Genomic DNA, 13,972 nt, shown 5'->3' with positions numbered 1-13,972 from the left:
ACAATGCTTTATGTGAAGAGAAACAAATCCCAGCAATAAATACCTAGCTCTATCAAAAGAGGCCAGGCACAAGCTCACTAGCATTTTGAATCGGCACACTGTTGAGTTCTCAAACAACACACGTTCAGCCATTCCGGGCCGCTGTCCGCGACACAGTCTGACAGACGTCAGTTGGTTTACTGCGTTTGGGGTGCCAGAGCGCCAATCCCTACTTGGGGGACCTTAGACAGTCCCGCTTGGGAGGCTTACCGCTCTAGCAGTGCCGCTACATGCTATCCGGTCCGATCCGCGGTGTCAAGTCCGCTTGGCCCGTTCGCATCCAGCCACTGAACTGTATCAGAGGCCGGGGATTCGCGTCGGAGGGGGGTCAGGCTTGCTAGTTCCTGTCCGGTCCGCCGCGCCGTGCGACGAGAAGAAAGTTATCCGGCCGCACGTGCACAAGTCAAATCGCCTGGTCAGCGGCTTGCGCTCAGAGGAGCGGAAGCAAAGTCCGCAGCTCATAGGGGGTGACCGACCGGCGGTACGCGTCCCACTCGTTGCGCTTGTTCCGAAGAAAAAAATCAAAGACGTGTTCGCCGAGGGTCTCGGCCAGGAGTTCGGACCCCTCCATCTCGGCGAGCGCCTCCCCCAGGTTCTGCGGGAGGTTGCCGTAACCGGCGGCCCGGCGCTCGGCGTCGGTCAGCGACCACACGTCGTCCTCGGCCTCCGGTGGCAGCTCGTAGCCCTCCTCGACGCCCTTCAGCCCGGCCGCGAGGATCACCGCGTACGCGAGGTACGGGTTGCACGCGGAGTCGAGGCTGCGGATCTCCACCCGCCGCGACGACGCCTTGCCTGGCGAGTACATGGGCACCCTGACCAGGGCGGACCTGTTCGCGTGGCCCCAGCAGACCGCGGTGGGCGCCTCCCCGCCGACGATCAGGCGCTTGTAGGAGTTCACCCACTGGTTGGTGACCGCGGAGATCTCCCGCGCGTGCTTGAGCAGGCCGGCGACGAACGCCTTGCCCGTCTTCGAGAGCTCGTAGGGGTCCTCGCTGTCGTAGAAGGCGTTCTGGTCGCCCTCGAACAGGCTCACGTGCGTGTGCATGCCCGACCCGGGCTGGTCGGTGAAGGGCTTCGGCATGAACGACGCGCGGACGCCCTGCGTGATGGCCACTTCCTTGACCACGTACCGGAAGGTCATCACGTTGTCGGCCATGGTCAGCGCGTCCGCGTACCGCAGGTCGATCTCCTGCTGGCCGGGGGCCCCTTCGTGGTGCGAGAACTCGACTGATATGCCCATCGCCTCGAGCGTCTCGATCGCGTGACGCCGGAAGTGGGTAGCGGTCTCGTGGCTCGCCTGGTCGAAGTAGCCGCCGTTGTCCGCGGGCACGGGTTCGCGGCCGTCCGTCGGGACCTCGCTGAGCAGGAAGAACTCGATCTCCGGGTGCACGTAGCAGGTGAAGCCGGACTCGCTCGCCTTGGCGAGGGTCCGTCGCAGCACGTGACGTGGGTCCGCCCAGGAAGGTGACCCGTCGGGCATGGAGATGTCGCAGAACATGCGCGCCGCGTAGTGGTGCCCCTCGGGGTCCTCCCACGGCAGCACCTGGAACGTCGCCGGGTCGGGGCGCGCGACCATGTCGGACTCGTAGACACGGGCGAAGCCCTCGATCGCCGAGCCGTCGAAGCCGATGCCGTCGGAGAACGCGCCCTCCAGCTCGGCGGGGGCCACCGCGACCGACTTCAGGAAGCCGAGCACGTCGGTGAACCACAGCCGCACGAAGCGGATGTCCCGCTCCTCGAGGGTGCGCAGGACGAACTCTTGCTGACGATCCATGTCGGCAGCCTAGGTAGATCGTGTTAACTGCGTGTTTCGGCCCTGGACGCATCACGGATCGGGCGGATGGCGAGCGACAGGAGCGCGGCGACGACGCACAGGCCACCGGCGAAGTACCACGCCGTGTCGTAGCTGCCCTGTGTGTCGCGGATCGCGCCCGCGCCGACGGCCGCGAGCGCGGCGCCGATCTGGTGGGAGGCGAAGACCCAGCCGAAGACGACGGGCCCTGACGTGCCGAAACGGTTCCGGCACAGCGCGACGGTGGGTGGCACGGTGGCGATCCAGTCGAGGCCGTAGAACAGGATGAACACCCACATCGACGGTTCTGTCTCGGGTGCGAAGAGGGACGGCAGGATCATCAGCGACAGGCCGCGCAGCGTGTAGTAGGCGCCGAGGAGTAGTCGCGGATCCACCCGATCGGTGAGCCAGCCGGAGAAGATGGTGCCCGCCACGTCGAAGATGCCGATGAGCGCGAGCAGGGACGCGGCGGTGGTGTGCGGCATGCCGTGGTCGTGGGCCGCGGTGACGAAGTGGGTGCCGACCAGGCCGTTCGTGGAGGCGCCGCAGATGGCGAACCCGCCTGCGAGGAGCCAGAAGGTCTTGGTGCGGGCCGCGTCGGTGAGCGCGCGGACGGCGCGGGCGGCGCTGCTGCCGGTGACGGGACCGGCTTGAGTGACATCTTCGGGGGTCGCCCCGTAGGCGGTCGTGCCGACGTCCTTCGGGTAGTCGCGGAGCAGGCCGATGACCAGGGGGACGACGGCGAGCGCGGCGGCCGCGACGACGAGGGCCGGGGTGCGCCAGCCGTGTGCGGTGGCGAGCGCGGCGACGAGCGGGAGGAACACCAGCTGGCCGGTGGCGCCCGCGGCGGTGAGGATGCCGCTGACCAGGCCGCGGTGCTTGACGAACCAGCGGCCGGTGACGGTCGCGACGAAGGCCATGGACATGGCGCCGGTGCCGACGCCGACCAGTACGCCCCAGCACAGGAGCAGCTGCCAGCTCGCGGTCATGAAGACCGTGAGGCCGCTGCCGGCGGCCACCAGGACGAGGGCGCCCGCGACGACGCGGCGCATGCCGAGGCGGTCCATGAGCGCGGCGGCGAACGGCGAGATGACGCCGAAGAGGACGAGGTTGATGGACACCGCGGACGAGATGGTGGCGTGTGACCAGCCGAATTCCTCGTGGAGGGGGTCGATGAGCACGCTGGGGACCGCGCGGAAGCCCGCTGCGCCGATCAGGGTCACGAACGCGGCGACGGCGACCAGCCACGCCCAGTGGATCCGGGTTCGCACAGGCCGCGTCCGCGGCTCGACGTGAGTCACGTCGACAGCCTGCGGGAACTTCCCGGCGCCGACGAGTGGCCGGATCGCCAATATCTGAAAGAATCTGGCCATGCACAACGTGGTCGTCCTGGCCCTCGACACGGTGATCGGCTACGACATGGCGATCCCGCCGCAGATCTTCGCCGAGGCCACCGGCCGGGACGGGGAACGCCTGTACCGGGTGCGCATCTGCGGGCTCGACCGGTCACCGGTCCGGGTGGCTTCGGGCTACACGATGGTGCCCGACCACGACGCTTCGATACTGGCCGAGGCGGACACGGTGATCGTGCCCGGCACACGGGTCGCGGGCCCGCGCCTGCACGGCGTCCTCCCACCCGAGATCGGGGAAGCCCTGGCCAGGGTGCCGTCGCACGCGCGGATCATGTCGATCTGCACCGGCGCGTTCGTGCTCGGCGCGGCCGGGATCCTCGACGGCAGGCCCGCGACCACGCACTGGGCGTACGCGGACGAGTTCCGGGAGCTCTACCCGAAAGTGGCACTCAACGAGAACGTGCTGTTCGTCGACGACGGCGACGTGCTCACCTCGGCGGGCCTCGGCGCGGGCGTGGACCTGTGCCTGCACGTCATCCGCCGCGACCACGGCACCGAGGTGGCGAACCGGGCGGCGCGGTACTGCGTGGTGCCGCCGTGGCGGGAGGGCGGGCAGTCGCAGTACATCGACCGGCACGTCCCCGAAACGGGCACCGACGGCACGGCCCCGACCAGGGCGTGGGCGCTGACCAGGCTGCGCGAACCGCTCGACCTGGCCGCGCTCGCGGCGCACGCCCGGATGAGCGTGCGCACGTTCTCGCGGCGGTTCCGCGCGGAGACCGGCATGTCACCGGGCACGTGGCTGACCAGGCAGCGGGTCGAGCACGCGCGGCACCTGCTGGAGACGACCGACCTGTCCGTCGACGCGGTCGCCGAGCAGGCCGGGCTCGGCACCGGCGCGTCGCTGCGGCAGCACATGCGGGCGTCGCTGGGTGTCTCGCCGCTGGCGTACCGGAAAACGTTCCGGGCGGGCTGAACGTCTCTCAGCGTCGCCGCCCTAGGATTCCCGCATGATGCGCCGGATCCTGCTCGTCACGCTCGCGTTCACCGCGGCGGTCGCCACGGCCTGTTCCTCCGACGAACCCGCGGACAACGGGGACCTGCCCGACGCCGCTGGGCTGCTGAGCGACGCGGCGGCGTCGACGGCGGAGATCACGAGCGCGCACTTCACGCTCACGGTGAACGGGGAGATCTCCGGTCTGCCGGTGAAGAGCGCCGAGGGCGACCTGACCCGGGAGGGCGGCGCGGGTGGCGCGGCGAAGGGCACGGTGTCCATGGACTTCATGGGCAGCCTGTTCGAGGGCGAGTTCGTGCTGGTCGACGACTCCGTCTACATCAAGGGCGCGACGGGCGGGTTCAACAAGCTGCCGGCGTCGATGGTGCGCAGCGTGTACGACCCGGCGGCGATCCTCGACCCGGACAAGGGCATCGCGAACGTGCTGAAGAACGTCAAGGACGCGCGCACGGAGGGCACCGAGGACGTCGACGGGGTGTCCACCTACAAGGTGACGGGCAAGGTCACCAAGGACGTCGTGTCGTCGCTCGTGCCGGGCATCAACTCGGACGTCGACATCACGTTCTGGCTGCGGCAGGACGACGGGCACCAGCCCGTGAAGGCGAGCGTGAAGGTGCCGGAGGGCACCGTCGACGTGACCCTGTCCGACGTCAACAAGCAGGTCGAGATCACGGCGCCGCAGTGACGACCGAGGTGCAGGCGCGTGGTCGCGCCGTCGCGATCGGCGCGGGCGGGCTCGCGGTCCTGCTGGGTGCGCTCGACACGTACGTCGTGGTCAGCGTGCTGCGCCAGATCATCGACGACATGCAGATCCCGCTGAACCGGCTCGAGCGGGTGACCCCGGTCGTGACCGGTTACCTGCTGGGGTACGTGGCGGCGATGCCGTTGCTGGCGCAGGCGTCGGACCGGTTCGGGCGCAAGCTGCTGCTGCAGCTGTGCCTGCTGGGGTTCATCGCCGGTTCGGTGGTGACCGCGGTCGCCGGGGACATGACGGTGCTCGTCACCGGACGGGTGATCCAGGGCGTGGCCAGTGGCGCGCTGTTGCCGGTGACGATGGCGCTGGCCGCGGACCTGTGGGCAGCGCACCGCCGGTCGGCGGTGCTGGGTGCGGTCGGCGCGGCGCAGGAGCTGGGCAGCGTGCTGGGTCCGGTGTACGGGATCGCGCTCGCGGCACTCCTCGGCTGGCGCGGGGTGTTCTGGGTGAACGTGCCGCTGGCCGTCGCGGCGATGGTGGCCGTGCAGTTCACGGTGCCGAAGCGGGACCGGACGGGTGACCGCCCGAAGGTGGACGTCGTGGGGGCGGCGCTGCTGGCGGTCGTGCTCGGGTTGCTGGTCGTCGGGCTGTACAACCCGGACCCGCAGAAGCGGGTGCTGCCGTCGTGGGGCGTGCCGCTGCTGGTCGCGGCCGCGGTGGTGTTCGTGGCGTTCCTCGGCTGGGAGCTGCGGGCGCGGACACGGCTGATCGACACGTCCGGGGTGCGGCTCGGGCCGTTCCTCGCGGCGCTGGGCGCGAGCCTGGCCGCGGGTGCGGCGTTGATGGTGACGCTGGTCAACGTGGACCTGTTCGGGCAGACGCTGCTCGGCGAGGACGACAACGGCAGCGTGCTGCTGCTGGTGCGGTTCCTGGTGGCGCTGCCGGTCGGCGCGCTGGTGGGCGGCTGGCTGGCGGGGCGGTTCGGGGACCGGCTGCCCGCGTGCGCGGGGTTGCTGGTGGCGGCGGCCGGGTTCTGGCTGGTGTCGACGTGGCCGTTGGACGTGCTGTCGGCGCCGCATGACCTGGGTTTTCTGTACCTGCCACGGCTCGACACCGATCTGGTGATCACCGGATTCGGGCTCGGGTTGGTGATCGCGCCACTCTCCGCAGCCGCGTTGCGGGTCGTGCCGGCGGTGCAGCACGGGGTGGCGGCCGCGGGGGTGGTCGTGGCGCGGATGACGGGAATGCTGGTCGGGGTCGCGGCGCTGGCCGCGCTCGGGCTGCACCGGTTCCACTCGCTGACCGCCACGCTGGACACGCCGCTGCCGTTCGGGAAGTCCGAAGCGCAGTTCGAGCAGGAGATGGCGGTGTACCGGGCGGCCGTGAACGACGCGCTGCTGACGCAGTACAGCGAGACGTTCGCGATCACCGCGGTGGTGTGCGTGGTGGGTGCCGCGCTGGCGCTGCTGATCGGCGGGCGGCGCGCCGAAGCCGCCGCCTGAGGGCGGCCGCCGGCCCCCGGTTTCCAGCGTACGGGCGGGGACCGACATTTTTCGGGGCGTCGCGGCCGGGCTGTGGACAACTCCCGGCGGTCAGGTCGCCTTCTTCAGCGCCCCCGCGGGCAGGTGGCGCAGGACCGGCGCGAGCGCACGCCACGGCCACGACGGCACGTACGCCCGCTTCGGCTCGCGTTCGATCGCGGCCACCATCGCGCGGACCGCGGGCACGGTGTCCGCGATCAGCCTGCCCGGCTCGGGGTTCATCTCCGACCGGATGTAGCCCGGCAGGATCGTCGTCACCCTGATGGGCGTGCCCGCCACCTCGACGCGGATGCCCTCGGCCAGCGACGACACCGCCGCCTTCGTGGCCGCGTACGTGGTGATCGCGCCCGGCAGGCCGCGCAGCGCGGCCATGGACGACACGACGACCAGGTGCCCGGCGTTCTGCCTGCGGAAGATCTCCATCGCGGCCTCGCACTGCGCGAGCGCACCCAGGACGTTGGTCTCGACGGTCTCGCGGTTCGGGCGGTGCCCGCCGGTGCCGATGGGCGTGCCCTTGCCGATGCCGGCGTTGACGATCACCCGGTCGAGCCTGCCCAGCTCGTCGGCGAACTCGCCGAACACCCGGAACACCGCGTCCGCGTCGGTCACGTCCAGTTCCTTGACCAGCACCCGGCCGGGCAGCTCGGCCCGCAGCTCCTCCAGCGCGGGCAGGCGGCGGGCGCACAGCGCCAGTGACCGGCCGTTCGACGCGAACTGGCGGGCCAGCTCGGCGCCGATGCCCGCGCTGGCCCCGGTGATCAGGATGTTCTGCCTCAGGGTGTGCACCGCGTGCCTTCCTTCGGGAGCGTCAAGTCGGTCAGGTACGCCGCGCCCGCGCTGTCGACGCACTCGTTGCCCTGCAGGAACACGGTGTGCTGGGTCGCCTCGTAGGTGAGGAGGACACCGCGCAGGCCCTTCGCCAGCGCCACGCCCGCGTCGTACGGCGTCGCCGGGTCCCCCGTCGTCGAGATGACCAGCACCTTCGGCAGGTTCGGCACGTTCGGCACGTGCGGTTCGCTGGTGTTGGGCACCGGCCAGTACGCGCACGAGTCGAGCACCGCCGCGGGCGGGTTGCCGTCGTCGAGGAAGGGCGCGGCCTCCTTGTACTCGCGGTTCACCTCGAGCGCCACGTCCGGGTCGGTGATGCGCGGGTCGTCGACGCACCGGACCGCGGTGAACACGTCCTGCGTGGTCGAGTACGTCCCGTCCGGGTCGCGTTCGAGGTAGATGTCGGCCAGCTGCATGAGCCCGTCGCCGTCGTTCTGCTTCAGCCCGTTGAGGCCGGAGTTCAGGTTCTCCCACAGCTGCTCGGAGTACAGGGCCTGCACGACCCCCGTCGTGGCGTCCTCGTAGGAGAGCCTGCGACCGTCGTTCACCTGCGCCGGGTTCTCGCCGAGCGGGCGGACCAGGTCGTGGAACCGCGCCAGCGCCTGGTTCTTGTCGCGGCCGAGCGCGCAGTCGTCCTCCTCGACGCACCACGCGACGAAGTCGTCGAACGCCTGCTGGAAGCCCGCGCCCTGCGCCACCACCTCCTCGACCGGCGACTTCGACGGGTCGAGCGCACCGTCGAGGATCATCGCCCGCACGTTGCCGGGGAACGCCTCCGCGTACGTGCTGCCGATGCGGGTGCCGTACGAGTAGCCGAGGTAGGTGAGTTTCTCGTCGCCGAGGGCCGCGCGGAGCACGTCGAGGTCCTTCGCGACGTCGCGGGTGCCGAGGTTGGCGAGCATGGCGGTGCCGTGCTCGGTGTTGGCCGCGCACTTCCGCGCGTACTCCTTGGCCTCGGCGTCCTGCTTCGCCACCCCTTCGGGTGACACGTCCAGCTCGTCGTCCTCGGCGCGTTCGGCGTCCATCTCCTCGTCGGTGAGGCACTCGACGGTCGGTTCGCTGGAGCCGACGCCACGCGGGTCGAAGCCGACGAAGTCGAAGCGGTCGGCGAGGGTGTCGTTCGCGTCCGCCATCGACGCCGCGGTCGACAGGCCGGCCACGCCGGGGCCGCCCGGGTTGATGACCAGCGACCCGATCCGCTGGTCGCGGTCACGTGCCGGCTTGCGCAGCACTCCCAGCTTGATGGTGTCGCCGTCCGGTTTGGCGTAGTCGAGCGGCACCTCGAGGTGCGTGCACTGCAGGCCGTCGCCGCGGAGCACCTGGGCGTCGTAGTCGGTCTTGGCGTAGTCGCCGCAGCTCTCCCAGGTCAGCGTCTGGCCGTAGAACCGGTCCAGCCCCGCCGGCACCGCGCCCGCCGGGCCGTTCTGTTCGGAGAACGGGAGCCGCGGCGCCGGTTGCCCTTCTACCGAGGTCGTGCACGCCCCCGCGACCGAGGCGAGCAGGATGGAAGCTGTCACGATGGCGTGCCGGCGGGTTGGCATGTCGGTGATCCTGCCATTCACGATGTTCCCGGTCGGAACTCCCGACCCGGGGTACACCGTTACCGTGCAGGTGGGCACTGCGAGAAGCGAGCGAGGAGGTGAGCGTCGGTGGCGGCGTTCATGCGGCGCGTGAAGGCCGGCTTCAGCCGGTTCCTGGACCGGCCGGCCACCGTCGACATCTCTCGGTACGAGGGGCTGCTGACCTCGATCGAATGGCGGGAGAAGAAGGTCGGCGAGCTCTCCGACGAGGAGCTGACCGCGGCGGCGGCGAAGCTGCGGCGGGCGGGCGACGAACCGGGGTTCGACGAGAAAGAGCTGGTCGAGCTGTGCGCGCTCGGGCGCGAGGCGGCCAAGCGGGCGCTCGACGAGCGGCCGTACGACGTGCAGCTGCTCGGCGCGATGCAGCTGCTCGCCGGGCACGTCGTGCAGATGGCGACCGGTGAGGGCAAGACGCTCGCCGGCGCGATCGCGGCGGCCGGGTACGCGCTGCAGGGCAAGGCCGTGCACGTCATGTCGGTCAACGACTACCTCGCGCGGCGCGACGCCGAGTGGATGGGCCCGGTGTACGAGCTGCTCGGCGTGTCCGTCGGGTGGGTGACCCAGACGTCCTCGCAGGAGGAGCGGCGGGCGGCGTACGCGGCGGACGTGACGTACGGGTCGGTCAGCGAGATCGGGTTCGACGTGCTGCGGGACCGGCTGGTCACCTCCGTGGACGACATGGTCGGCCGCGAGCCCGAGGTCGTGATCGTCGACGAGGCCGACTCGGTGCTGATCGACGAGGCCAAGGTGCCGCTGGTGCTGGCCGGTTCGTCCGACGAGGGCCAGTCCGACCCGGAGGTCGCGAAGATCGTGCGCACGCTCAAGCCGGGCGCGCACTACGAGAAGGACGAGGACGGCCGCAACGCGTGGCTCACCGGCCGCGGCGCCAAGGTCGTCGAGAAGGCCCTGGGCGGCGTCGACCTGTACTCCGGTGAGCACAGCGACCGGCTCGCCGCCGTGAACGCCGCGCTGCACGCCCACGCGCTGCTGGAGCGGGACGTCGACTACATCGTCCGCGACGGCAAGGTGCACCTGATCAACTCCTCCCGCGGCCGGATCGCGCTGCGCCAGCGCTGGCCCGACGGGCTGCAGGCCGCGGTCGAGGCGAAGGAGCGGCTGCGGCCCACCGAGAGCGGCGAGGTGCTCGACTCGATCTCCGTGCAGGGCCTGATCGGCCGGTACACGACGGTGTGCGGCATGACCGGCACCGCGGTCGCCGTCGCCGAGCAGCTGCGCGAGTTCTACGAGCTGCGGGTCGCGGTCATCCCGCCGAACACCCCGTGCGTCCGGGAGGACCAGGACGACCGGCTCTACGACACGATCGAGAACAAGGAAGCGGCGATCGTCCGCGAGATCGCGGCCGTGCACAAGACCGGCCGTCCGATCCTCATCGGCACCCGGGACGTGGCCGAGTCGGAGCGGCTCGCGAAGCTGCTCGACGAGGCCGACGTGCCGTGCGTGGTGCTGAACGCGAAGAACGACGCGCAGGAGGCCGCGATCGTGGCCGAGGCGGGCGCGTACGACGCGGTCACCGTGTCCACGCAGATGGCGGGCCGCGGCACCGACATCCGCCTCGGCGGCACGAAGGACGGCAGCGCCGAGGAGCACGACAAGGTCGCCGAGCTGGGTGGTCTGCTGGTGATCGGCACCGGCCGCTACCCGTCGAGCCGCCTGGACGACCAGCTGCGCGGCCGGGCAGGCCGGCAGGGCGACCCCGGCGGGTCGATCATGTTCGCGAGCCTGGCCGACGACCAGGTGGTGCAGTACGCGCCGGACGCGACCGCGGGCGCGGAACCGGACGACGACGAGGACGAGGGCCGCCTCAAGGACCCCACGACCAAGCGGTTCATCGACCACGCGCAGAAGGTCGCCGAGGGCGTCCAGCTGGAGATCCACCGCAACACGTGGCGGTACACCCGGCTCATCGAGCACCAGCGCAAGGCGCTGCTCGAGCACCGCGACGAGCTGCTGACCACCGATCTCGCCGCGACCGAGCTGGCCGCGCTGTGCCCGGAGCGGTGGGAGGAGCTGTCCGACGAGCTGGACGAGAAGGTGCTCGAGGAAGCGGCACGGCAGATCATGCTGTACCACCTCGACCAGCGGTGGACCGAGCACCTGGCGTTCGTGGCGGACGTGCGGGAGACCATCCACCTGCGCGCGCTCGCCAAGGAGACGCCGATCGACGAGTTCCACCGGACCGCGATCCCCGAGTTCCGCAAGATCCCCGACGAGGTGTCGGAGCGGGCGGCGGAGACGTTCAAGGAGATCGAGATCGGCCCCGACGGCGTGGACCTGGCCGAGGGCGGGCTGCGCAGGCCGTCGTCGACCTGGACGTACATGGTCCACGACAACCCGTTCGACACCGACGCGGAGCAGGCGCTGCAGCGGGTCCGCGCGATGATCAAGAAGGTGCGAGGCGGGTCACGCCGGTGACTTTTCGCCTCATGGGCGAAAACATGCGAGGATGACGACATGCCACAACTTCGCATCGCGCTCGCGCAGGTCAACGCCACGGTCGGCGACCTGGACGGGAACGCGTCGCTGATCGCGTCGTGGACCGCCCGTGCGGCGGCGGAGGGCGCGCACCTGGTCGTGTTCCCGGAGATGGTGCTGACCGGCTACCCGGTCGAGGACCTGGCGCTGCGGGAGTCGTTCGCGGCGGCGTCGAAGGAGGCGCTGACCGAGCTGGCCGCGCGCCTGGACGCCGACGGGCTCGGGTCCGTGGCCGCCGTGGTCAGCTACCTGGACCGGGACGCCATCGGCGCACGCGACGCGGTCGCCGTGCTGTACGAGGGCCGGGTCGTCGCCACCCAGTTCAAGCACCACCTGCCCAACTACGGGGTGTTCGACGAGCGGCGGCTGTTCTTCTCCGGCGACAGCCTCGACATCGTCCGGCTGCACGGGCTCGAGATCGGCATGGTCATCTGCGAGGACATCTGGCAGGAGGGCGGCCCGATCTCCGCGCTCGGCGCGGCGGGCGTCGACCTGGTGGTGTCGCCGAACGCGTCCCCGTACGAGCGGCACAAGGACGACCAGCGCGAGCCTTTGGTGGCCCGGCGGGCGGCCGAGGCGGGCGCTCCCCTGGTGTACGTGAACATGGTCGGCGGCCAGGACGACCTCGTGTTCGACGGCGACTCGATGGTGGTGTCCGAATCGGGTGAACTCCTGACCCGGTTGCCGCAGTTCGTCGAGCACCTGACCGTGATCGACCTCGACCTGCCGGGTGGTGCGCCCACCCGCGCCGGTGACATCGAGGGCTTCGCGGTGCGGAGGGTGACGCTCACGGACGCTCCCCTCGCGCCGTACGAGGGCCGGCCGCTGCCCGACGCGTTCGAGCCGCTGTCGGAGCTGGAGGAGATGTGGCGCGCGCTGACGCTCGGCCTGCGCGACTACGTCCGCAAGAACGGCTTCAGCTCGGTCGTCCTGGGCCTGTCCGGCGGCATCGACTCGGCGGTCACCGCGTCGCTGGCCGTGGACGCGCTGGGTGCCGAGAACGTGTACGGCGTGTCGATGCCGTCGGTGTACTCGTCGGACCACTCCAAGTCCGACGCCGCTGACCTGGCCGAACGCACCGGCTGCCACTACCAGGAGCAGCCGATCGCGAACATGGTCGAGGTGTTCGTCGAGCAGCTGGGGCTGACGGACCTGGCCGAGGAGAACGTGCAGGCCCGGTGCCGGGGCGTGACGCTCATGGCGCTGTCCAACCAGCACGGCCACCTCGTGCTCGCGACCGGCAACAAGACGGAACTGGCCGTCGGCTACTCCACCATCTACGGCGACGCGGTCGGCGGCTTCGCCCCCATCAAGGACGTGCCGAAGACGCTGGTGTGGGAGCTGGCGCGCTGGCGGAACACCTTCGCCGAGGCCCGCGGCGAGACCCCGCCGATCCCGGAGAACTCGATCACGAAGCCCCCGTCGGCGGAGCTGCGCCCCGGGCAGATGGACACGGACTCGCTGCCCGACTACGAGCTGCTGGACCGCGTCCTGGACGACTACATCGAGGGCGACCGCGGCTACGCGGACCTGATCGCGGCCGGCTTCGCACCCGAGCTGATCGACAAGGTGCTCCGCATGGTCGACAGGGCCGAGTACAAGCGCCGCCAGTACCCACCGGGCACGAAGATCACGTTCAAGGCCTTCGGCCGCGACCGGCGGCTGCCGATGACCAACGCGTGGCGCGAGGGCAAGTAGTCAGCGCCCCGGTGGTCAGCTGAGGTCGGCCACCGACCGGATCGCGTTCAGCGCGTCCATCAGCCGTCTCGCCGCCGGTGACCACACCGCCGACGACGGCACCGTGTAGGCCAACGTCAGGTGGAACGGCCCGTCGCTGAACCCGGTGAGGTCGTCGACCACCTGGTAGTCCCCGCCCCCGGGCTCGGAAATCAGCGGCGAGGTGGCGAGCGCCGCCGCGATCAGCCCGGGCAAGGGCGCCACGGCGGACATCGCCAGCGGCGACGTGCGGGCCACGGTCACCACGCCGGTGCCCGACGGCCGCTCCTCCACCAACGTCACCGCGGAGGCAGACGACGTCGCCAGCACCCGCGTCAGGGAGGGGGCCCCGAACGGGTGGTCGCGGCCCGGATAGCCGCCCCACCGCTCCCAGTACAGCGAGAACGTCGTGTACCTCATGCGCCGATCAGCACCCAGCGCCCGCCGTCGGGGTTGGTGAACACCAGCTCACCAGCCTCGACGGCGGTCACGCGTGCCCCGGCCTCGGGCAGGACCCCGGCGTCCTGGTTGGCGGACCGCCGCCAGATGCTGTCGGCGGAGGGCACCCCACCCGACAGTGACGTGTGCCGCCCGTCGGGGGTCTCGACCTCCACCTCGGCGCTGATCACCCCGGTCGAGTCGTAGGCACGGGCCCTCTCCAGGTCGGAGAAGGACTTCGGCCCCCGGTACTTGTCGGGCGTGTTCACCCACTCCACCCGCACAAGACGACTCTCCACAGGCACGTCGACCACGGAAAAAGCCTAGTGCGGGCGGTCGATGCAGTGGTGCGGCAACGGAGCGCTCGCACCACGGTGTGAAGCTCATCGCACGCCGGTGTGCGACCGGCCGCCAGGTGTCACGCTGGTTTCGTAAGCCATCCACGAATACCCGGGGACCCGCAGCACGTGGGCTTCGAGGGAAG

General features: G+C 70.5%; 11 protein-coding genes. 5 read left to right on the top strand and 6 right to left on the bottom strand.

Annotated features, from left to right (window positions below; all coding sequences use genetic code 11):
- Positions 1-469: 469 nt before the first annotated feature.
- Positions 470-1,813, bottom strand: a complete 1,344-nt coding sequence (glnA, locus tag ACYQ77_RS42475) for a type I glutamate--ammonia ligase (RefSeq protein ID WP_459722904.1) — start codon at positions 1,811-1,813, stop codon at positions 470-472.
- Between the two features lie 23 nt (positions 1,814-1,836).
- Positions 1,837-3,102, bottom strand: a complete 1,266-nt coding sequence (locus ACYQ77_RS42470) for an MFS transporter (protein ID WP_459722902.1) — start codon at positions 3,100-3,102, stop codon at positions 1,837-1,839.
- Positions 3,103-3,202: 100 nt separating this feature from the next.
- Here ACYQ77_RS42470 and ACYQ77_RS42465 point away from each other — a divergent pair, with 100 nt between their 5' ends.
- Genes ACYQ77_RS42465 through ACYQ77_RS42455 form a run of 3 tightly spaced genes read left to right on the top strand, consistent with a single transcriptional unit; the run spans position 3,203 to position 6,394 of the window.
- Entirely contained in the window at positions 3,203-4,159 is a 957-nt protein-coding gene (locus ACYQ77_RS42465) for a GlxA family transcriptional regulator (RefSeq protein WP_459722899.1), read from the top strand.
- Positions 4,160-4,193: 34 nt separating this feature from the next.
- Positions 4,194-4,883, top strand: coding sequence for an LppX_LprAFG lipoprotein (locus ACYQ77_RS42460; RefSeq protein ID WP_459722897.1), 690 nt, complete (start codon positions 4,194-4,196; stop codon positions 4,881-4,883).
- Positions 4,880-6,394, top strand: coding sequence for an MFS transporter (locus tag ACYQ77_RS42455; protein ID WP_459722895.1), 1,515 nt, complete (start codon positions 4,880-4,882; stop codon positions 6,392-6,394). The genes ACYQ77_RS42460 and ACYQ77_RS42455 overlap by 4 nt, the downstream gene beginning before the upstream one ends.
- Positions 6,395-6,484: 90 nt before the next feature.
- Here the strand turns inward: ACYQ77_RS42455 and ACYQ77_RS42450 are convergent, their stop codons facing one another.
- Both ACYQ77_RS42450 and ACYQ77_RS42445 read right to left on the bottom strand, forming a co-directional pair.
- Positions 6,485-7,210, bottom strand: coding sequence for an SDR family oxidoreductase (locus tag ACYQ77_RS42450; RefSeq protein ID WP_459722934.1), 726 nt, complete (start codon positions 7,208-7,210; stop codon positions 6,485-6,487).
- Entirely contained in the window at positions 7,207-8,802 is a 1,596-nt protein-coding gene (locus ACYQ77_RS42445; RefSeq protein WP_459722893.1) for an alpha/beta hydrolase, read from the bottom strand. The genes ACYQ77_RS42450 and ACYQ77_RS42445 overlap by 4 nt, the downstream gene beginning before the upstream one ends.
- A gap of 120 nt (positions 8,803-8,922) precedes the next feature.
- Between ACYQ77_RS42445 and secA2 the strand changes: the two genes are divergently transcribed.
- Entirely contained in the window at positions 8,923-11,274 is a 2,352-nt protein-coding gene (gene secA2 / locus ACYQ77_RS42440) for an accessory Sec system translocase SecA2 (RefSeq protein ID WP_459722933.1), read from the top strand.
- A 39-nt stretch (positions 11,275-11,313) separates the two neighbouring features.
- On the top strand, positions 11,314-13,032 hold the full coding sequence (locus tag ACYQ77_RS42435; protein ID WP_459722891.1) for an NAD+ synthase: 1,719 nt from the start codon (positions 11,314-11,316) through the stop codon (positions 13,030-13,032).
- 15 nt (positions 13,033-13,047) lie between these two features.
- Here ACYQ77_RS42435 and ACYQ77_RS42430 read toward each other — a convergent pair whose 3' ends face one another.
- Together ACYQ77_RS42430 and ACYQ77_RS42425 are read right to left on the bottom strand one after the other, a co-directional pair.
- Positions 13,048-13,470 carry a hypothetical protein gene (locus ACYQ77_RS42430; protein ID WP_459722888.1) on the bottom strand — a complete coding sequence of 141 codons (423 nt, stop codon included), beginning with the start codon at positions 13,468-13,470 and terminating at the stop codon, positions 13,048-13,050.
- Complete coding sequence (locus ACYQ77_RS42425) at positions 13,467-13,802, bottom strand: hypothetical protein (RefSeq protein WP_459722886.1); 336 nt, start codon at positions 13,800-13,802, stop codon at positions 13,467-13,469. Before ACYQ77_RS42425 ends, ACYQ77_RS42430 begins: the two co-directional genes overlap by 4 nt.
- Positions 13,803-13,972: the final 170 nt, after the last annotated feature.

The sequence above is a fragment of the Actinophytocola sp. KF-1 genome, from assembly GCF_054661535.1.
Note: the sequence above shows the minus strand (reverse complement) of the source record. Positions and strands in the feature narration are given on the sequence as shown.

Coding starts and splice junctions, on each gene's coding strand:
- glnA (WP_459722904.1), bottom strand. CDS start 1,813: ATGGATCGTCAGCAAGAGTTCGTCCTGCGCACCCTCGAGGAGCGGGAC.
- ACYQ77_RS42465 (WP_459722899.1), top strand. CDS start 3,203: ATGCACAACGTGGTCGTCCTGGCCCTCGACACGGTGATCGGCTACGAC.
- ACYQ77_RS42460 (WP_459722897.1), top strand. CDS start 4,194: ATGATGCGCCGGATCCTGCTCGTCACGCTCGCGTTCACCGCGGCGGTC.
- ACYQ77_RS42445 (WP_459722893.1), bottom strand. CDS start 8,802: ATGCCAACCCGCCGGCACGCCATCGTGACAGCTTCCATCCTGCTCGCC.
- secA2 (WP_459722933.1), top strand. CDS start 8,923: ATGCGGCGCGTGAAGGCCGGCTTCAGCCGGTTCCTGGACCGGCCGGCC.
- ACYQ77_RS42435 (WP_459722891.1), top strand. CDS start 11,314: ATGCCACAACTTCGCATCGCGCTCGCGCAGGTCAACGCCACGGTCGGC.
- ACYQ77_RS42430 (WP_459722888.1), bottom strand. CDS start 13,470: ATGAGGTACACGACGTTCTCGCTGTACTGGGAGCGGTGGGGCGGCTAT.